Source organism: Hymenobacter ruber, assembly GCF_054783255.1.
The window spans coordinates 372,942-391,370 of sequence record NZ_BAAGQX010000002.1; the positions used below are offsets into that span (position 1 = coordinate 372,942).

Annotated in this window: 15 protein-coding genes; 4 read left to right on the top strand and 11 right to left on the bottom strand. The window is 62.5% G+C overall.

Annotation, left to right across the window (positions count from 1 at the left end):
* Window positions 1–6 precede the first annotated feature (6 nt).
* Together ACYVM5_RS02205 and ACYVM5_RS02210 are read left to right on the top strand one after the other, a co-directional pair.
* Window positions 7–1,260: a gluzincin family metallopeptidase gene (locus ACYVM5_RS02205; RefSeq protein WP_460616548.1), complete on the top strand. Its 1,254-nt coding sequence runs from the start codon at window positions 7–9 to the stop codon at window positions 1,258–1,260.
* 40 nt (window positions 1,261–1,300) lie between these two features.
* Window positions 1,301–1,768, top strand: coding sequence for a hypothetical protein (locus ACYVM5_RS02210; RefSeq protein WP_460616549.1), 468 nt, complete (start codon window positions 1,301–1,303; stop codon window positions 1,766–1,768).
* Window positions 1,769–1,774: 6 nt separating this feature from the next.
* Here ACYVM5_RS02210 and ACYVM5_RS02215 read toward each other — a convergent pair whose 3' ends face one another.
* The 6 genes from ACYVM5_RS02215 to ACYVM5_RS02240 form a co-directional block, all read right to left on the bottom strand.
* Window positions 1,775–4,378, bottom strand: a complete 2,604-nt coding sequence (locus ACYVM5_RS02215; protein ID WP_460616550.1) for a DUF5916 domain-containing protein — start codon at window positions 4,376–4,378, stop codon at window positions 1,775–1,777.
* Window positions 4,379–4,542: 164 nt separating this feature from the next.
* Window positions 4,543–7,458, bottom strand: coding sequence for a M56 family metallopeptidase (locus tag ACYVM5_RS02220; RefSeq protein ID WP_460616551.1), 2,916 nt, complete (start codon window positions 7,456–7,458; stop codon window positions 4,543–4,545).
* Window positions 7,445–7,870 carry a BlaI/MecI/CopY family transcriptional regulator gene (locus ACYVM5_RS02225; protein ID WP_241937221.1) on the bottom strand — a complete coding sequence of 142 codons (426 nt, stop codon included), beginning with the start codon at window positions 7,868–7,870 and terminating at the stop codon, window positions 7,445–7,447. Before ACYVM5_RS02225 ends, ACYVM5_RS02220 begins: the two co-directional genes overlap by 14 nt.
* A gap of 223 nt (window positions 7,871–8,093) precedes the next feature.
* Entirely contained in the window at window positions 8,094–8,462 is a 369-nt protein-coding gene (gene folB / locus ACYVM5_RS02230; RefSeq protein ID WP_460616552.1) for a dihydroneopterin aldolase, read from the bottom strand.
* 197 nt (window positions 8,463–8,659) lie between these two features.
* Window positions 8,660–9,724: a DivIVA domain-containing protein gene (locus ACYVM5_RS02235; protein WP_460616553.1), complete on the bottom strand. Its 1,065-nt coding sequence runs from the start codon at window positions 9,722–9,724 to the stop codon at window positions 8,660–8,662.
* 99 nt (window positions 9,725–9,823) lie between these two features.
* Complete coding sequence (locus tag ACYVM5_RS02240; protein ID WP_460616554.1) at window positions 9,824–10,762, bottom strand: WD40 repeat domain-containing protein; 939 nt, start codon at window positions 10,760–10,762, stop codon at window positions 9,824–9,826.
* A gap of 194 nt (window positions 10,763–10,956) precedes the next feature.
* Here ACYVM5_RS02240 and ACYVM5_RS02245 point away from each other — a divergent pair, with 194 nt between their 5' ends.
* Window positions 10,957–11,640 carry a 4'-phosphopantetheinyl transferase superfamily protein gene (locus ACYVM5_RS02245; protein WP_460616555.1) on the top strand — a complete coding sequence of 228 codons (684 nt, stop codon included), beginning with the start codon at window positions 10,957–10,959 and terminating at the stop codon, window positions 11,638–11,640.
* A gap of 44 nt (window positions 11,641–11,684) precedes the next feature.
* Window positions 11,685–12,266 (top strand): redoxin domain-containing protein, encoded by a 582-nt coding sequence (locus ACYVM5_RS02250; protein ID WP_460616556.1) that lies wholly within the window; start codon window positions 11,685–11,687, stop codon window positions 12,264–12,266.
* 211 nt (window positions 12,267–12,477) lie between these two features.
* Here the strand turns inward: ACYVM5_RS02250 and ACYVM5_RS02255 are convergent, their stop codons facing one another.
* The 5 genes from ACYVM5_RS02255 to poxB all read right to left on the bottom strand — a co-directional run bounded on the left by ACYVM5_RS02255 (window position 12,478) and on the right by poxB (window position 18,407).
* Window positions 12,478–13,398, bottom strand: coding sequence for a helix-turn-helix domain-containing protein (locus ACYVM5_RS02255; RefSeq protein WP_460616557.1), 921 nt, complete (start codon window positions 13,396–13,398; stop codon window positions 12,478–12,480).
* 128 nt (window positions 13,399–13,526) lie between these two features.
* The gene (locus tag ACYVM5_RS02260) at window positions 13,527–14,420 is read right to left on the bottom strand and encodes an alpha/beta hydrolase family protein (protein ID WP_460616558.1); all 894 of its coding nucleotides are present in this window, start codon (window positions 14,418–14,420) and stop codon (window positions 13,527–13,529) included.
* A gap of 78 nt (window positions 14,421–14,498) precedes the next feature.
* Window positions 14,499–15,449, bottom strand: coding sequence for an aldo/keto reductase (locus ACYVM5_RS02265; RefSeq protein ID WP_460616559.1), 951 nt, complete (start codon window positions 15,447–15,449; stop codon window positions 14,499–14,501).
* A 243-nt stretch (window positions 15,450–15,692) separates the two neighbouring features.
* The gene (locus ACYVM5_RS02270) at window positions 15,693–16,526 is read right to left on the bottom strand and encodes a transglutaminase-like domain-containing protein (RefSeq protein ID WP_460616560.1); all 834 of its coding nucleotides are present in this window, start codon (window positions 16,524–16,526) and stop codon (window positions 15,693–15,695) included.
* 153 nt (window positions 16,527–16,679) lie between these two features.
* Window positions 16,680–18,407 (bottom strand): ubiquinone-dependent pyruvate dehydrogenase, encoded by a 1,728-nt coding sequence (gene poxB / locus ACYVM5_RS02275; protein WP_460616561.1) that lies wholly within the window; start codon window positions 18,405–18,407, stop codon window positions 16,680–16,682.
* Between the last annotated feature and the right edge of the window lie 22 nt (window positions 18,408–18,429).

Sequence of the window (18,429 nt, forward strand, 5' to 3'; positions counted from 1 at the left end):
CCACGCATGAAGTTTTTTCTGCTGCTGCTTTTTCTAAGTTCTTTCGGCAGTGCCCGGGCCAGCCAGCCGGAGTCAGCGGTGCATCTACAGGTGCGGGTTACGCCCGCTACGCACGCCTTCACCTGCCGCTATACCCTCACGGTGCCGGCCGGCGACACTGCCACCACCCTGGCCCTCAACCTGGACCGCCGCTTTCGCATCGTGCGCGTGCAGGCCCCACAGGCCCGACAGCAGCGCGTGGCGCGGGTGTTTTATCCCTTCTTCGGTGACACCATGCAATGTGTGCAGGTGCGCTACGCGGCCCGCAGCCACCGGGCCCGGCGCATCACGCTCACCTATTCCGGGGTGCTGACCGAGAAGTTTTTTACGGCGCAGGTAATGGAGCTCAGCGGGCACACGGGCTGGCTGCCGTTTCGACCGCGGCGCGAGTACGAGCCGGTGCGCTATGCGCTGGAGGTGCACACGCCGCCCGGCTACGCGGTGCTGAGCACCACGGCTTCGCGCCGGCACGGGCCCGAGCGCTGGACGTTTCGGGGGCGCACCAGTGCCATTGAAATCACGGCGCTGGTGGGGCCGCATTTTGCGCGCAGCCAGGCGCGGGCGCGGCCGTTGGTGGGCGTGGCCAAGGCCGGCCCGGCGCTGGCGCGGCCCGATTCGGTGCTGCTGCGCCAGACGGCGGGCATTATCGGCTTCTATAACCGCACCATCGGGCGGCAGGACTCCATTGGGCACTTCACGGTTTTTCTGCCGGGCACCAACCGCGACGCCTTCGGACTGCTGGCCAATGCCACGGTCATCACCTATTCAGAATTCAACACCGCCGACCGCGGCGATTTGCTGATTCTGGCCCACGAAATCAGCCACAAGTGGTGGGGGTATGGCTCGGTGCACGACGATAACGACTGGCTAAACGAGGCCTTCGCCACGTATTCGAGCCTGCTCTACCTGCAAACCAGCGGCGACACCGCCGGCTACCGCACCGAGCTGGCCAAACGCGCTGCTACCATCGCCGGCACCCCGCCCCTGCTGGGTTTCGACCGCACCAAATACGACTACCCGATGTATCGCCGCGTCATCTACAACAAGGGCACGCTGATATTGGCGTCCCTGCACGCCCGCTTGGGCACGGGGCCATTTGTAGAAGTGCTGGCGGCCACAGCGGCCCGGCAGGTGAGCACCACGGCCGCATTTCTGGAAGTGGTGGCCCAAACCGCCGGGCCAGATGCGCGGGCGTGGCTACTGGCGGAGATTAGTCGTTAGTTGACAATAATTAAGAATTCTTTCAACCCTATTTCAACAAATGAATCCTTCATTTCCAATAATCATTCTCAGCTTTATAAGCTTGCTCGGAGCATCATCTTGTAGTCACATTAGAACTGGCGAAAACCTGTCAAATGCTGAAATTAATTACATCCAAGAGCTCGGTATTTTAGACAAAAAGGAGCGAATTATTTTGTTTGAAACCCATGCAGGAAAATTAGGAAGCCTCAAGACATCTGGAAGTTATTTCACAGATAAGCGAATCGCCTCCTATTGGATAGATGACAGAAACAAACAAAAGACATCTATTAACTCCGCCTACTACGCTGAAATCGACACCATCAAAACCGTGGATTTGTCACAGGATTTGACAGCAGCATCTTATTTGTCGATTGTAAAAAATAATGGGCAAACATTCAATGTATTCATCAGCCCGAATCAGGAAGAAACGTTAGCATTTTTCAATACAGCCATCAACGAATGGCAGAAACACAAACAGCCAAAATAACTGCTGCTACCCACGCCGCGGGCGTAGGGCCAGGTAATCCAGATAATACAGCACTTTCACCGACACCGAATTATTGTGCGGGGTGTTGATGGTGTTATTCAGGTTGTCGAAATAGAGAGGCGTGGCGGCGTTGGCTTCGAAAAAGGACGCACCGGCGTTTTTCCAGACGATGCTGACCTGGGAGCCGGGCGCGAACCACCAGGAATAGACGGCGTCGATGTTGAAGGCGTTGAAGGTGTTGTCGCGGTTGCGGGTGTAGGCGGGTTCGGGGGTTTCGACGCCGTCGGGGTGCAGGCGGGAGAAGTCGCGGTAGTGCACGTTGCTCACGTAGTGCCGCAGCCGGATGTTGAACGACATCCGGTTGGTGAAGGTGTAGGTGGCCGTGGCGGTGTTGGTGAAGGTGGTGACGTGGCGGCGGCCCAGCAGCACGTCGCCCTGGTCGCCGCCGAAGCGGCGAAACACGGGCGCATCGGTGGAGTCGGAAGTATCGAGGCCACCGGCGTAGCCAATCTGGTTGCGGCGCAGCTCGTAGCTGATGGAGTACACGAAGCTGAGCTGGTTGCTGGCGCGGTAGCGCGGGCCCAGGCTTAGGGCGTAGGTATTGCGGCCGGGGCGGTTGCCGTCGGCGCTGAAGAAGCGGGCCCCGTAATTGAGGTCCCAGGCAAATTTCTTGCGGTAATCGGAAGAGAAAAAGCCATTGACGCCAAAATTGGCGGGTTTGCGCACGTAGTATTTGCCCAGCGGCGCGCGGCGCGGGTCGAAGTAGTCGCGGGTGAGGGGCGCGGCGTCGAGGTTGATGCCGGTGGTGAGGAAGTTTTTGGTGAAAGTGGTGTTGCCGCCCAGGTACACGCCCATGTCCTGGTAGAGCATGGGGCGCTCCAGCAGTGAGTAGGCCACGGTGCCGTAGGTGTAGAGCTTGTTGACCTTCCAGAAGGGCGTGTAGATGTTGTAGCTGGCGTTGGCCGACTGCGAGATGTTGTTGTTGGCGAAGAGCAGGCCCAGGTCGTTGGGGTTGTAGGAGTGCGACTCGATGCCGTGGTCGATGTTCCAGGTGAATTTGCCCGAGATTTTGCCGTAGTTCAGGTAGTATTTGTAGCCGTCGCGGTCCGAAACCTCGTCCTGTAGGCCGAAGGCTTTGCCCCGGCGGTTGGAGTACACCACGCGGCCGTTGATGGCGTAGGAGTTGGCTTTGTTGGCGAATTTGAAGAGGCCGCCGGTCACGTTGGCGTCGTAGGTGGCGCCGGCCCGCGTCACGTTGGTGTTCACCAGGCTAACGTAGGAGTTGTTTTTGAGGCTCTGGTCGAGCACCACGATGTTGTAGTTGCTCAGCGGCTGGGTGAGGATGTCGCGCCGCTGGCCGGTGGTACTGTCCTGCACGGTGGCGTACACGTCGTTGCTCACGGCGTTGAAAATGCCCACGCCCAGGCCCTTGCTGGTGCGCCCCGATACTTTGGTGGCGTTGAGCAGGCGCGTGATGCCGGGGTTTTGCACGATGAACTCGCCGGCGTGGCGCTTGCCGTCCTGGTCGGTGGTGCCGGTGCGCAGCTGGTCGCCCACGCTGCCAAAGCCCAGCGGCTGCGCCCCCACCCGCCGCGAGTAGAACAGCCCGCCTTTGTTGAACAGCTCGGTGCCTTCGGTGAAAAAGCCCCGGTTTTCGTTGTACTGCACCTCGAAGGGCGAGAGGTTGAGCACCTGATTGTCGCTCTGCACCTGGCCAAAATCGGGCACCAGCGTGGCATCCAGGGTGAAGCTTTCGTTGATGCCCCACTTCACGTCGGCCCCGCCGTTGAAGGTGGTGGTGGTGTTCTGCTTGCCCTGCTCGTTGTAGGGGTAGTGGTTTACGTAGGCCGACACGTAGGGCGTGAGCGAGAGGCGCAGCGGCGGCTTAAGGTCGCGCAGGCCGGTGAGCTCGCCCCACTGGTTCACGAAGCCGTCGACCTGTGGTTTCACTTCATTCCAGAAAAACTTCTGGCGGGAGCTGCGCCGCTGCCGGCCAAAGTTCAGTCCCCACACCTGCTCGGTGGCCTTGCTGAAGCGGATGGCGGAGTAAGGAATGCGGATTTCGGCAATCCAGTCGTTGCCGCGCAGGGCGGTGCGCGAGTCCCACACGGCGTTCCAGGAGCCGTCCTCGCCGTTGGTGGGCGACTGCCGGGCATCAAGCTGCACCCCGCCCGAAGTCAGGATGAACTCGTAGCCGTTCAGGTGGTCGTTGTAGGTATCGAAAAACACTCCGAACCAGTCCGAATTGCCAATATTGTCCCTCGCGCTCAACTCCCGAAAAATGGAATCCTGCGACACGTCGTGCATGATGGCCCCCACGTAAATCGCGGCGTCGTCGTAGAGCACGCGCACTTCGGTGGGGTGTTTTTCGATGGGGCCGGGCGTGGGCTCCAGCTCGTAGAAATTGGTGGCGATGGGGGCCGACTGCCACACAGCTTCGTCAAGCAGGCCGTCGAGCTTGGGCGGGGTGCTGATGCGCGTGGCCTGGAGCTGGCGCTTGGGAGCGGGGCGGGCGGCATCGGTAGCGGCGGACGCGGCGGCTGGCGCTTTCTGGGCCCGGGCCACCCCAATGAATAGACTCAGCCAACAAAGCAGTAAAAAACAACGCATAGTATTCGTCCGAAAAGAATGGCTTTCGGAGGGGCCAAGAGATGCGAAATGAGGTAGGATAGTTGCTTGCAGGCAGCCAGATTGGCGGATGATTCAGGAAAAAGCGGGCATAAAAAAGCCGGTTTCTCCTGAGAAAAACCGGCTTTTTTGCGCTTCCTTCTCCCCTATTCCTGGGTCGAAATCGACATATTAAATTTCTTATCCTCGGCGTGGCCGGTGAGCTTGCGGTACTTAGCCGCCAGCTCGTCCGACTGCTTTTTGCCGTTCACCGTCAGCCCCGAGTTGTTGAGCTGGAACTGAAGGTTTTTCTCGGTGACGCCGAGAATGCCATCCTTGCGCAGCTCATTCCGCAGCTCTTCCGTGTCGACGCGGGGAGGGGCCGGGGGCGCGGGCGGGGCCGGCATATCCATCATCGGCGGGGCCGGCGGCGCGGCCAACGGAGCCAGGGGCGCGCGCGGCGGCCGGGGCGGGCGCGGCCCGGGGCTCATATTGAAGCTGGAATCGTTGCGGCCGTTGCGGCGAATGACCATCACGTCGTTGCCGCTCAGCGCGCGGCCGTTGGCTTCGGCGTAGAGCTTCAGGTACTTGTCGCGCACTTTGGAGGACTGGTCTTTGCCGTTCACCGTCATGCTGGTGGGCGTGAGGCGCAGCTGGAAATTATCCTTATCCTTGATGAGCCCATCCTTTTGCAGCTGGTCAATCAGGCCCTCGTTGAGCTTGCGGTCACGGTCGGCACGGTCGCGGTCACGGTCGGCCCGGCGGCGGTCGCGGTCGGCCTGGGCGCGGTCACGGTCGGCTTGGCGGCGGTCCCGTTCGGCCAGGAGGCGGTCGTTGTCGGCGCGGTCACGGTCCCGTTCGGCCATTGCCCGGTCCCGGTCGGTCTGCTCCAGGTCCTGCATTTCCTCCTGCGACTCGCGGATGCGCTCCTTGATTTCCTGCCGGCGCTCCTGTATTTCCTGCTGATGCTCCTGCATGAGCTGGTTGTGCTCCAGCATCAGCTTTTGGTGCACCCGCATTTCGGGGTCCTGGTCGCCATTCATGCGCAGCTGCCGGCTCGAGGAGGCTGTACTCTCGGCCTGTTTCAGCTGCACGCGCACTTTCTCCAGCTCTCGGTTGATTTCCTTGCGTTGGGTGGCGCTCAGGCCCTTAGTGGCGGCGGCAGTGCGCAGGCCGCGCTCGGCCCCGCGCAGGGCATCCAGGGTAGCGCGGCTGGTTTCGGGGTCTTGGCCGCCGTTGAGGGTTTTCAGGCGGTACACGCGGTTTACCGACCCACCGGGGGCCATCCGGAACGCGCCATCCATCGGCCCGTTCATACCCGGGAAATCGAACTGAAAATTCCGGTTGAAGTTGCGGTTGAATTCCTTCTCCGCCTCCACTTTCCGCCGCAGGTTGCGCTCCATGTGCCGCTCCATGTCGCCGCCATCGGTGCGGAACGCAAAGCCGCGCATGTCAGGAGCCGGAGCAATCTGAATGATTTCAACCTGCTGGCCCTTATTCTTTTTGGGCTTACCAATGGCAGACTCCACGCGTTGGCCGTTCACCACGAGGTCCGTCAGGCGGCCTTTTTTATCCTTGGTCACCACCACCGTGCCGGGGTTGCCGGCGAAGGGCATCGGCCCCATTTCCTGGCCGTTGATGATAACGCGGCGCTGCTCACGCTTCCGGCGCGGGGGGCGGCCGTCTTCGTTCCGCAAATCCTCATCAGCCGGGCCCGCCCCGTCCTTGATAACCGTGATTTCGCGGCGCACCTCAGTAGGCTGGCCGGGCGAAGTCGCGGTGGTCGTGTTGGTGGTAGTCGTGGTGGAGGTGTGCTTGTTGGTATCGGCTACGCCGGCGGCTTTGGCGGGCGGCGTGGGGCCGGTTTGCCAATCAAACGCCGCCGGCTTGGCTACGTGGTTGGTATCGGCCAGTGGGCCGGCCAGGGCCACGCTGCCGCCCAGCAGGCCCAGCCCGCCCAGCACCAGCGCACCGGCCATCAGGCCTTCGGCCATGGTGGGGGCGGCGGGGCGGCGCTGCACCAGGCGGCGCACCCGCATCAGCAGGGCCCCGGGCCGGTTCATAGCGGCTAAGGCAAGGCGTGGGGCCGTGGGCACCACGGCGCTCTGGCTCCATTCGGCCAGGGCGGTGAGGGCGCGGGCCAGCCGGAGCGGGTCGCCGCCCACGAGGGCCGTGGCGGTGTCGTCGCAGCAGTTTTCGCGCTCGGTGCGCACGCAGCTGGCCATAAACCACACGGCCGGGTGGTAGAAAAACAGCACTTCGGCCACGGTTTGCAGTAGGTTCACGAGGTAATCGCGGCGCAGCACGTGGGCCAGCTCATGCGCCAGAATAGCTTCCAGACAAGCCGGCGATAAGCCCGCCACCGTGCCCAGCGGCAGCAGAATCACGGGCCGCAAGTGGCCCACCACCAGCGGTACTTGCACCAGTGCCGATTCCAGCAGCGCCACCGGCCGCTTCACGCCGCTGCGAGCAGCCAGCGCGGCCAGCCGCTCCTGCCACAGGGCCGGCAGCGGGCGCACGCGGTAGTTCCGCAGCCGCTGCACATATAGCAGGCCGCCCAACATGCGCAGGCTCATGGCCAGCAGGCCCAGCAGCCACGCCACCACCAGCAGCGGCAGGTTTTTATCGAAATACCGCAGGCCCGTAGCCAGCCAAGCGGGCCTGGCCGAGTGGGCCACTGAGCTGACGGCAGGAGCTGCCGCCTGACGCAATTGCACAGCATTGGTGACGGTTGTCACCGCTTTTTCTGCTCCTTTCGAAGCCACCGAAATGCCCGTTGCCGAAGACTCAGCCTGCTTCATTGGCACAAGCTGTTGCGTTTTAACGGTGCCCGGGCGCAACAGCACGTCTTGTGCTGGGTTCGAAGTAAAATACAGCCCGAACGTGATGCCGGCCAGCGCCACCACCACGCCCAGCGCCCCGGCCGAGGCCGCGTAGCGCACCTCGGCCCGCTGGCGGCGCAGCAGCAGCAGCGCCCCGGCCAGCACGGCCGCCACCAGCGCGCCCTGCCACAGCGAGTGCAGCAAGGTCCAGCCCAGCGCCCGCGTAAGGGCGGGCGAAACGAATTGCTCAAGCGTGGTCATCGTCGTCAGAATTAGGGGTGGAGTTTTGGATTTCAATGTCGTTCAGCAGGCGGCGGATTTGCGCCAGCTCGTCGGCCGAAGTCTGGCGGCTGCCCAGGGCCTGCATCACCAGCTTCAGGGCCGAGCCGCCGAAAGTGGCGTCCACGAACTTGTCGAGGAGCAGGCCCTGGGTTTCCTGCTCGCGCACCGCGGCGCGGTACACATGGCTGCGGTCGGCATCGTCGCGCCGCACCAGCGCCTTTTCCAGCATCAGCTGCAAAATCTTGAGCGTGGTGGTGTAGCCCACCTCCGCTTGGCGGCGCTGGCTCAGGTGGTCGTTGATGGCCCGCACGGTGGCGGGGCCGTGCTGCCAGAGCACGTGCAGGATTTCCAGCTCGGAATCCGTAGGTTTGGGGGGCGGTGCTTTGCTCATGTCGAAAGATACGAGTTTACTACGAATTATTTCGTAGGATGAGGCAAAGATTATACGAATACCTTCGTAGTTGCAAGATATATCTACGAATTATTTCGTATTTACGCCTTGAATAATGGTAATTAACTGTTAAACAGTTAATTAATTTTCAGCCAAAGGTATGTGGTTTGGTTTGCACTGTCCAACGGGAGACGCAAGTATGCGTCTCTACAGCGGGCAATAGTTAGCTCTCCTGCTGCCGTCGTTTCGTCAGCGTGACGCGGGCGCGATGGCAGATGCCGCCCAGCGGCGGGTTGAACTTGCTGACGCTGATTTTCACCTTGCGCACGCCGGGCAGCTCGGCCGTGATGCGGTCGAGCACGCGGTGGGCTACATGTTCCAGCAAGCGGGCGGGGGCGCGCATTTCCTCGGCCACGAGGCGGTACAATACCTCGTAATTCACCGTCTGCTGCAGCTTATCGGACTCGCCAGCGGCCAGCAAATCGGTTTTGATGTAGAGGTCGACGCCGTATTTGTTGCCGATTTTCTGCTCCTCATCATAGTAGCCGTGGAAGGCGAAAAACTCCAGCCCTTCGAGTGCAATTTGGCCCATGTGGTGGATTTGGGGGGTTCGTGAATTGGTGGATGCGCGCCGCGTGTGCATCGGCAAGCGACCGTGACTCTGGCCGCCCCGATGAAGGCGTTGCTGCAAAGGTTGCCCCATAAAACAGGAAAGCCCGCCCTCAAGGGGCAGGCTTTCCTGTTTCTTTTATCGATTGCTGCATCTGCGCAATCCGTCAACTCAGCGGGCTAGATTTCGTCGAAAAATGACTTCTCCCCCACCGCAGCTTCGGCCGGAGCGGCGGCCGCCATGCCGGGCTGGCCGGGGTGCGTCACGGGCGAGGGCTGGTTGATTTCGGGGTGGTTGGGCGCCACCGGCTGGATATCGGGCGAGGGCGGCTGCACGTAGGGCGGGTTGGGCTCGGGCACCTGCGAAGGCGCGGGCGGGTCGATGTGCGGAGCGGGCGAGATGCCGGGGTTTTCGGCCGGGGCACCGGGGCGCTCAATTTCGGGGTGCGGGTTCTGGGCGGGCGCGCCGGGGTCGGGCTGCTGGCCGGGCTTGGGGTTGTAGCCGGTGGTTTGGGCGGCGCGCTCCAACGCCTCTTCGGCCCGGCCCAACGACGTGGGCGCGAAAGCAGCAGGCGTGGCGGCAGCAACAGCCGAGGCCGATGAAACGGCGGAAGAGGAAGTGACTTGCATGGCGGCAGGGGTTTCGGGCGTGGGTTCGGCGGCGGCTTCCTTGGGCCGCTCTACCTGTACGCGGGCCGCGCGCGAAAGGATGGCCGCCGTGCCGCCTTTGGGCCGGTTGCGGGCTTTTTCCACTTTTTCCAACGCATCGGAGGCCAGGTGGTGCAGGTCGCGCACAAGGCCGTCGAGCTGCTGCTCGAGGCGCTGGCACTCCTGGCCCAGGCCGCCTACTTCGCGCTGCATGTCGGACACCGTTTTTTCGGCCTGCTGATAAGCGCCGTCCACCACTTCGCGGGCGCGCTGGCGGGCTTCGCTCAGGATGCTTTCGGCCTGAAACTGGGCTTCGCGGATGCGCAGGTCGGCGTCGCGCTGGGCCTGCTCGGTGATGTTGTTACCGGTGTCTTCGGCCGTTTTCAGGGTGCGGTAGAGGCTGCTTTCCACTTCGCGCATCTTCTGCACGTCCTGCTGGGCGTGTTCGAGTTTGAGGCGCAGCTCGCGGTTTTCGTCGCCCATGCGCTCCCACTGCTGCGAAATAGTGGTCAGGAAGGCCTGCACCTCGTCCTTATCAATCCCGCGAAAGGATTTTTCAAACGTTTTCTGGCGGATATCGAGGGCGGTAAGTTTCATTGTTGCAAGGAGGGATGAAGAATGAGGAATGAAGAATTAACGCGAGGGAAAAACAGTGGGAAACAGCCTGAATTGGCTTAATTCCTCATTTTTCATTCCTCATTCCTCATTCCTCATTACCAATTGCCAGACGGCAAGGCTGCGGTCGTCGCTACACGAAACTAGCCGGTTTTGGTTGCCCGGCCAAACCAGCCGGTTCACCGACGTGCCGTGTCCGGCTGAGCGGGCGCGGTCGAGCACGCGCAGCAGCGTGAGCGTGGCCGCGTCCCAGAGCTTGATGCTCTTATCGAGGCTACACGAGGCCAGGTAGCGGCCATCGGGGCTAAAGGCCAGGTGGTTGATGGTGTACATGTGGGCCGGCACGGTATCGGCTAGGGCGTAGCCAGCAGCCACGTCCCAGCGCCGAATCTGGGCATCGCGGCCAGCCGTGAGCAGGTGCGCGCCATCGGGCGAAAAGGCCACCGAAAACACCGAATTGGTGCTTTCGCCCAGGGTGTACTTGGTTTCCAGCGAATCCAGGTCCAGCACGCGGGTCAGGTGGTCAGAGCTGCCGATGACCAGCTCGCCGCGCTCTTCGTGCAGGACCAGCGTGCGCAGACTTTTGTCGGTGATGCGCAACAGTTTTTCCAGCCGGAAATCGGGCAGACGCAACACGGCCAGGGTGCCATCGGCCAGACCGGCATATACCCGCTGCCGGCTGGCCGAAACCACAATTTCGAAGATGGCCACCGGCGGCAGCGCCGTGGCGTGCGCCAGTTGTTTTTGGCCTAAATCAATGGCCTGAATGCCCTGGAAGTTGTGCCCCAGCACCAATAAATCGAGTTCTGGCAGGTGGCGCAGGGCATACACCGAATTCTCGACGCGGGCCAGCAGCTCGCCGTCGCGCTCAGGCTCGGCGGCATCCCAGCCTACTACCATGCCATCAGCACTGCCGGAAAAAACGCGGCTGGCGGGGCCGCCCGTAAGGGCGTACACGGCATCGCGGTGGCCGGCGAGGGTGGCAATTCGGGTAACGGGCGGGCGGAATATTTCGGACATACGGACGCTGCAAAGGTAGCTTTGTTTGGAAGTGGGGCCGCTTGAAAGTGGTGCCATTTGTCATCCTGAGCGCAGCGAAGGACCTTATCACGTTTGCGCCGGTTAGACTATTGCAAACCATTCGCTTGTGATAAGGTCCTTCGCTGCGCTCAGGATGACAGATACTTCCCGCTCCTCTACTTACTAATCCCACCATGCCCCTGCACTCCATCCAGCGCCTCTCCCCTACCGCCGTGCTGGGGCTTTGGCACCTCACCGAAACACCTGAGGACCTGTGGGCCACCCTGCCCAATGCAGATGCGTACCAGGCGCTGCTGCCCGCTACCGCCGATGCGAAGCGTCAGGCGCAGTGGCTGGCCGGCCGCCAGCTGGCCCACGCGCTGTTCGGGGAATTGCCCACGCCCCTGCCGTCCGAAACCCTGGTGCAGAACGACGCCACCGGCCGCCCCTGGCTGGCCGGCGCGCCCGCCGATGCGGTGGTGTCGCTATCGCATTCCGGCGAATGGGCGGCGGCTGTGCTGGCCCAGGGCGGTCGGGCCGGGGTCGACATCGAGCTTATCCGCGACAAAGCCCAGCGGCTGGCCGGAAAATTTCTGGCTGAAAATGAGTGGGCGCACGCCCGCGCCGCCACCGCCGAGGTAGCTGCCGACACGCATTATACCCTGCTCTGGAGCGCCAAAGAATCCCTGTACAAGCTGGCCGCCCAACGCGGCATTATCTTTCGCCAACAGTTGCTGCTTCAGGAATTTAATCCGCAAACATCCGGTGAAATCCCCGCTACGTTAGTGCTGGGCGGGGCCGAGACGCGGCACCGCATTTGCTATACCCAACCCGCACCCGGCTACGTGCTCACGTATTGCCACGAACCCGCCGGGTAGCCGCGAGCATGTTGCGCCGCGCCGTTTTGTCTTACCTTACCGCCATGTCTTTCCGTCGCATTTCTATTCTGACCGCCGTGGCCCTGTTGGCCGTCACGCTCGCCGTGGGCGTAGCCCGCGCCCAAGGCGGCGGCACCGTCACCGATTTCACCCTGAAAACCGCCGCCAATGCCGACGTGGCCCTGAAAAGCTACGCTCAGAACAAGGCTGTGGTGGTGGTGTTTCTGAACCCGGCCTGCGCCTTTTCGCGCCTCTACCAGGAGCGGCTGGCCTCGCTTAGCAGCACTTACCGCGGCCGGGGCGTGCAGTTTCTGTTCATCAACGTGCCCATCAACCTCGATGCGCCCGGCACCGCCGCCCCCGGCGAAGTCGAGCTTCCCACCCTCACCGATGCCAGCCAGCAGGTGGCCGGCCTGCTCGGCGTAACCAAAACCGCCGAGGCTGTGGTGCTGGAGCCAGCCGGCAACGGTTTCGCCATCCGCTACCGCGGCGCAATTGATGATAACCCACAGGTAGCCAGCAGCGTGCAGCAACCTTATTTGAAACAGGTGCTCGATAACGTGCTGGCCGGCCGCCCCGCCGGCGTGGCCGACAAGCGTGCCGCCGGGTGTTTGATTAAGCGGTAAGATGTCGCCTGTCATTGCCGGTAATCGGCTGTCATTGCGAGCGAAGCGCGGCAATCCGTCCTTCAAATGCGACCAACCCTGAGATGTGACAAAGCTCGTTTTACGATAGAAAGCCCCAATACTGCGAAGTATCGAGGCTTTCTGGTAGAAGGAAATGCCTGATTTTGACAGGACGGATTGCCGCGCTTCGCTCGCAATGACAGACGACTAATTATTGCGCCGAAAACCGGAAAGCCGCCGGTGTAAGCCCCGTTTTGCTTTTGAAAAGCCGCGTAAAATACTGCGGATACTCGAACCCCAGTTGAAACGCGGTTTCGTTGATGGTGAGCGAGGTGGTGAGCAGCAGGCGCTTGGCTTTCTCGATGAGGGCTTGGTGGAGGTGCTGCTGGGTGGTTTGGCCGGTGAGGGTGCGCAGCATGTCGCTGAGGTAGGCGGGCGATACGTGCAGGGCATCGGCAAAGTGCTGCACGGTGGGCAGCGGCTGCTCGGTATCGACGGCGAAGTAGCTGGTTAGCTGCGTTTCGAAGCGGCTGAGCAGGTCGTGCTCGGGGCTGCGGCGGGTGAGGAACTGGCGGTGGTAGAAGCGGTTGGCGTAATTGAGCAGCACGTCGAGCTGCGACACTAGCACGTCCTGGCTAAAGGCATCGATGGGCCGGTTGTACTCGGCCCGAATGTTATCCAGCAGCGCATCCAGGGCCGTTTCTTCCTGGGCCGAGAGGTGCAAGGCCTCGTGCACGGCGTAGGAAAAGAAGCCGTAACCGGTAATTTTCTGGCCCAGCGGATACTTGCGGAGCAGGTCGGGGTGAAACACCACCATCCAGCCGCTGATTTGGGAGATATCCAGCGTGGCATCGATGGCAAACACCTGCCCGGGCGCCTGGAAACCCATCACGCCCTCGCCAAAATCGTAGGACTGATGGCCGTAGTGCACCTTGCCCTTCAGGTTTTTCTTGACCCAAACGGTGTAGAAGTGCTGGAGCACCGGCGTCAGCTTGGCGGGCAGCACGTTGCCCCGGGTCTGCTCCAAGTCGATGATGGTAAGCAGCGGATGGGCCGGCGCCGGCAGCCCGCACAGGCGGGTGTAGTCCGTGACGGTTTCCAGCACGCGGATTTCGGCGGGCGGCTGTTTCATGGATGGTTTTGTTTTCTTCTGTCATCCTGAGCGCAGCGAAGGACCTTCTTACGGCTGCGCCAGTCTAATCCAATGCCAACTATTCAGCCGTGAGAAGGTCCTTCGCTCCGCTCAGGATGACAGACTATTTATACACTTGCCGCAACTTCAAACGGCAGCTGCTGCTTCAGAAACGTTAGAATCTCGGCCTGCAACTCGCCCTGAAACTGCATCCGGTCGAACCCCGGCGGGTCCTGCGAAGGGGGGAATGTCGGGCCGGTACGTTCCGGCGGAAACGGGCTGAAAAAGGAATAATGGCCGGCATTCGCAACAATGCGGTGCTGCACCTGCTGGCGGTCGGGCACGCCATTTAGCACGATTTGGGCATGGAAATCGGGCGTCCATTCATCTTTTTCGCCCATCATGAGCAGAATGGGCACCCGCACGTTTCGCAGCGCCGCCGCCGCCCGGTACCAGACGGTGGCCGGGGCCAGCAGCACCAGTGCCCGCACCCGCGCATCGGCCACCACGGGGATGGGTTGCGGCGTGCCATCGGCATGCTCGTGTGGGAGCGAGCCCGGCAAGCCACCGGCCAGGGCCAGCGCCGTGTAGCCGCCCAGCGAGTGCCCAATCACGGCCACCCAGTCAGGCCGCACAGCCGCGCCAAACCCCGACAGCAGCCCATCAATGGCCAAGCTGAGGTGGCGCGGCCGGGCCGCGAGGTTATCGGGCGTGTTGTGCCAGGAGTTGTCGTCGCGGTGGTTGGCGTGGTGGCGCGGCAGGCCCACCACGAAGCCGTGGCGGGCCAGAAAATGCGCCAGCAGGCGGTGGGTGAGCGGCGTGCCGCCGGTGCCGTGCGAAATCAGCACCAGCGGAAACGGGCCAGGCGCGATGGGCGCATCCAGCGCAACATCAAGGGTGTAGGGGCCGATGGCTTCGGGGTGGCCGGGCGTGCGGCTGGGGTACAGCACCAGCAGCGGGAAAGTCAGGTTCAGTTCGGCATCAACTATTTCCAGGGTGCGGCAGCCTACGAAGTTGGTCATAAATGCGGGGTTAATTCGGGTGCAAGTACCGCCGAAAGCACGAGTACCCCGAAATGTCAATTCGGGGTACCCGTGCTTTTAAAACCCTTCCGGGTACGCTGCGCCCGCCGGACTGCCCACCGGCATAATGGCTTCCAGCTCGGTCAGCTCCGTCGGGCTCAACACGATGCCAGCGGCGGCTACGTTCTGCTCCAGGTACTTGCGGCGCTTGGTACCGGGAATGGCCACCACGCCCTGCGCCAGCACCCAGGCCAGGGCCAGCTGCGCGGCGGTCACGCCTTTGGCCTGGGCCAGGGCTTGCAGCTTCTCCACCAGCGCCAGGTTTTTGTAGAAGTTCGCGCCCTGGTAGCGCGGAAACCAGCGGCGCGAGTCGTTGGGCTCGAAGTCGTCGGGCGTTTTGATATCGCCCGACAAAAAGCCCCGGCCCAGCGGCGAGTAGCCCACGAAACCGATGCCCAGGTCGCGGGCGGCCTGCAGCGCGCCGGTTTCCTCCACGCCCCTATCGAAGAGCGAATACTCGGTTTGCAGGGCCGTGATGGGGTGCACGGCGTGCGCCCGGCGCAGGATGTCGCCCGACACTTCGCTCAGGCCCAGAAAACGCACTTTGCCTTCCTCCACGAAGCGGCTCATCATGCCCACGCTGTCTTCGATGGGGGTGTTCGGGTCGAGGCGGTGGAGGTAGTAGAGGTCCACGTAATCGGTGCCCAGGTTACGCAGCGAGCGTTCGATGGATTTGCGGGCGTACTCGGGCCGGCCGTTCAGCTTGCCGGTGAACTTCTCCCCGTCGCTCACCTCGAAGCCGAATTTGGTGGCCAGAATAATGTCGGCGCGGCGGCCGGGCAGCACCTTGGCCACCAGCCGCTCATTCAGCATGGGGCCGTAGAGGTCGGCGGTGTCGAGCAGGTTCACGCCCAGTTCCAGGGCGCGGTGCAGGGTGGCCAAGCTTTCGGTTTCATCGGCCTCGCCGTACACGCTCATGCCGTCGATGCCGGCCGTCATGCCCATGCAGCCCAGGCCTTCCACAGGCACTTCCAGGCCCTGGCTGCCGAGGGCGACGCGTTTGATTTCAGTTGTCGTGTTGCGATTGGTTTTGAGGATTTTTGGTATCTCAAAGGTCCGTGGCGAGTGCGTGTCTGGGCCTACACAAAACGCCGCTTCTGCAACACAAAACGCAGTAGGGTGCGGGGCTTGCCCCCGCCCATCGTTGGTGCCGACATAACAGCTGTTCAACGACGGGCGGGGGCAAGCCCCGCACCCTACTCCTTTTTTCTACTACTCCAGAATGCTCAGCAGCACCGCTACTTCGGCCGCTTTCACTGGCTCCTGCAGGCGCTCGAAGCTCATTTGCAGGTTGCGCATGGCGCGGCGCACGATATCGAGGTGCGAGCAGGGCTCGTAGAAAATGGGGTTTGAGGTGATGTTGAGCTGCGACACGTAATGCTCAATATCGGTGCGCGAGAGCACCAGGCCGCGGTTGTAGCAATTGATGTAGAACGGCTCGGCCCCCGGCAGCTCGGGACGGAAAGTGAGCACAAACAAATTGGGCAGGTTCACCCCGAACACCGGCAAATTGAGGCGCTGCGCCACCAGCAGGTAAATCACGCACAGCGTGAGTGGATTGCCGCGCTTGGTTTCAATCACGCGCTGCAGCATGGAGTTGGCTGGCGAGTGGAAGTGCTGGGTATTGGCCGCGAACTTGTGCTGCCGGAACATCACGTAATTCAGGGTTTGCACCTGGTCGGCGGGGTGCATTTCGGGGCGCAGGGCGGTCCAGGCCTCGAAGCGGAGCTGCTCGATGGCGCGGTTCAGGGCCTGGTAATCGGCGTCGGGGTACTGGTAAGTGTTCAGCAGCCACATGCCTTCGAGCAGGTCGGTAGCGCCGGCTTCGCGCCACACTTTGAGGCGCTGCTGCAAACCCTCAAACTGCAGGTGGTGAATTAAGTCCTCGAGCCGGTGCTGCTGCTGGCTATCAAGCGTTTCCTCCCACGACTCCTCCAGAAAAGGGATGATGCTCTCGCCCAGGTTCTGAATTTTGTCCTGGATTTGCGGCGCGATTTCCGGGTCGTCGAGCAGCGAGATTAGGGCTTTTATTTCTTTGTTGGTCATGGATGCGAAACGGCCGCCGCTAGGGTTGCAGGGCCAAATTTAACACCCCGAGCGGGGTTTGGGTTTCTGTAGCGCGGACTTTGTAGTCCGCGTCCCCACGCCGATTTGATGATGAACGTTCAGGGACGTGGACTGCAAAGTCCGCGCTACAGTCTACCGAAACAGGTTCGTTTTCGCCACTTCCAGCAGCTCGCTGCCGCGCCCGTTCATCAGCGCTTTCAGCGCATACAGGCCAAAGCCCGCCGCCTGCTTCGCCTCGATGCTGGGCGGCATGCTCAGTTCCTGGCGCTTCACCACGGCATCCACCAGCGCGGGGCCATCGTGGGCCAGGGCTTGGCGCAGCACACTTTCCAGGTCGGCAGGGTCGCTCACGCGGAAGCCTTTGAGGCCGGCAGCGGTGGCCAGCGCGCCGAAATCGGGGTTGTCGAGCTCAGTGCCGTACTCGATGATGCCGGCAGCCTTCATTTCCAACTCCACGAAGCTGAGCGCGGAGTTGTTGAAGACAATGATTTTGACCGGGATTTTGTGCTGGCGGATGGTCAGCAGTTCGCTTAATAACATAGCAAGGCCACCATCACCGCACATGGCGATGACCTGCCGGCCGGGCTCTACCAGGGCTGCGCCGTAGGCCTGCGATACGGCGTTGGCCATGCTGCCGTGCACAAACGAGCCGATGAGCCGGCGCTGGCCATTCATGTGCAGGTAGCGGGCGGCCCAGATGGTGGGCGTGCCCACATCGCAGGTGAAAATGGCGTTTTCGGCGGCTATTTCGTCCAGCAGGCGGGCTACGTGCTGGGGGTGCAGGCTGGTATCGCCGGCGTCGCCGGTGGCCAACTCGGCGAGGTGAGCGTCGTCCTCACGGTGGCGTTTTTGGGCTTCTTCGAGGTGGGCGCGGTCGGTGCGGGACGTGAGGTGGGGCAGCAGCTGGCGCAGGGTTTCGGCCACGTCGCCGGCCAAGCCGATTTCGACGCGGGTGCGCCGGCCGATGTTTTCGGGCCGGATATCGACCTGCACCACGCGGGCTTTCTCGGGGTAAAACTGGCGGTACGGGAAGTCGGTGCCGAGCATCAGGATGGTGTCGGCATCCATCAGGGCGTGGTAGGCGGCGGGCATGCCCAGCAGGCCCGTCAGGCCCACGTCGTAGGGGTTGCCGGGCTCCACGTGCTCCTTGCCGCGCAGGGCGTGCACCACGGGCGCTTGCAGCGCGGCGGCGGTGTGCACCAGCTCATCGAGCGCCCCGGCGCAACCGATGCCGGCCAGAATCGTGACCTTTTCGCCTGCGTTCAATACCTCAGCAGCTTGCTGAATATCGGCCTCCGACGGGCGCAGGGCGCTGCGGCGGCCGTGGGTGGGCAGCAGGGTTTCGGGGGCTTCAATTTCCAGATAGGCCACATCGCCGGGCAGCACCACCACGGCCACGCCGCGCTGGCCCAGGGCGGCGGCCACGGCGCTTTCGATGGTGCGCACGGCCTGCTCGGGCACCGAAATCAGCTCGCAGTAGTGGCTGCATTCGCGGAACAGGCGCTCGGGGTGGGTTTCCTGAAAGTAGCCGGTCCCGATTTCCACGTTGGGAATCTGGGCGGCGAGGGCCAGCACCGGCACGCGGCTGCGGTGGCAGTCATACAAGCCGTTGATGAGGTGGGTATTGCCGGGGCCGCAGGAGCCGGCGCACACGGCCAGGTCGCCGGTGAGGTGGGCTTCGGCTCCGGCGGCGAAGGCCCCGCCCTCTTCGTGCCGCACGGCAACGAATTCGATGTCGGAGCGGGTGCGAATGTTGTCGGTGATGCCGTTGAGCGAGTCGCCCACCACGCCGAAGACGCGCTTGACGCCGGCGGCAACGAGGGTATCGACAATAATGGCGGCTACGGATTTTTTGGGCATATTTTTCTGCATTAGGTTCAGG

Bases quoted from the DNA above. Each gene is read 5' to 3' on its own strand.
- ACYVM5_RS02205 (WP_460616548.1), top strand. From the start codon at position 7: ATGAAGTTTTTTCTGCTGCTGCTTTTTCTAAGTTCTTTCGGCAGTGCC.
- ACYVM5_RS02210 (WP_460616549.1), top strand. From the start codon at position 1,301: ATGAATCCTTCATTTCCAATAATCATTCTCAGCTTTATAAGCTTGCTC.
- ACYVM5_RS02215 (WP_460616550.1), bottom strand. From the start codon at position 4,378: ATGCGTTGTTTTTTACTGCTTTGTTGGCTGAGTCTATTCATTGGGGTG.
- ACYVM5_RS02220 (WP_460616551.1), bottom strand. From the start codon at position 7,458: ATGACCACGCTTGAGCAATTCGTTTCGCCCGCCCTTACGCGGGCGCTG.
- ACYVM5_RS02225 (WP_241937221.1), bottom strand. From the start codon at position 7,870: ATGAGCAAAGCACCGCCCCCCAAACCTACGGATTCCGAGCTGGAAATC.
- folB (WP_460616552.1), bottom strand. From the start codon at position 8,462: ATGGGCCAAATTGCACTCGAAGGGCTGGAGTTTTTCGCCTTCCACGGC.
- ACYVM5_RS02235 (WP_460616553.1), bottom strand. From the start codon at position 9,724: ATGAAACTTACCGCCCTCGATATCCGCCAGAAAACGTTTGAAAAATCC.
- ACYVM5_RS02240 (WP_460616554.1), bottom strand. From the start codon at position 10,762: ATGTCCGAAATATTCCGCCCGCCCGTTACCCGAATTGCCACCCTCGCC.
- ACYVM5_RS02245 (WP_460616555.1), top strand. From the start codon at position 10,957: ATGCCCCTGCACTCCATCCAGCGCCTCTCCCCTACCGCCGTGCTGGGG.
- ACYVM5_RS02250 (WP_460616556.1), top strand. From the start codon at position 11,685: ATGTCTTTCCGTCGCATTTCTATTCTGACCGCCGTGGCCCTGTTGGCC.
- ACYVM5_RS02255 (WP_460616557.1), bottom strand. From the start codon at position 13,398: ATGAAACAGCCGCCCGCCGAAATCCGCGTGCTGGAAACCGTCACGGAC.
- ACYVM5_RS02260 (WP_460616558.1), bottom strand. From the start codon at position 14,420: ATGACCAACTTCGTAGGCTGCCGCACCCTGGAAATAGTTGATGCCGAA.
- ACYVM5_RS02270 (WP_460616560.1), bottom strand. From the start codon at position 16,526: ATGACCAACAAAGAAATAAAAGCCCTAATCTCGCTGCTCGACGACCCG.
- poxB (WP_460616561.1), bottom strand. From the start codon at position 18,407: ATGCCCAAAAAATCCGTAGCCGCCATTATTGTCGATACCCTCGTTGCC.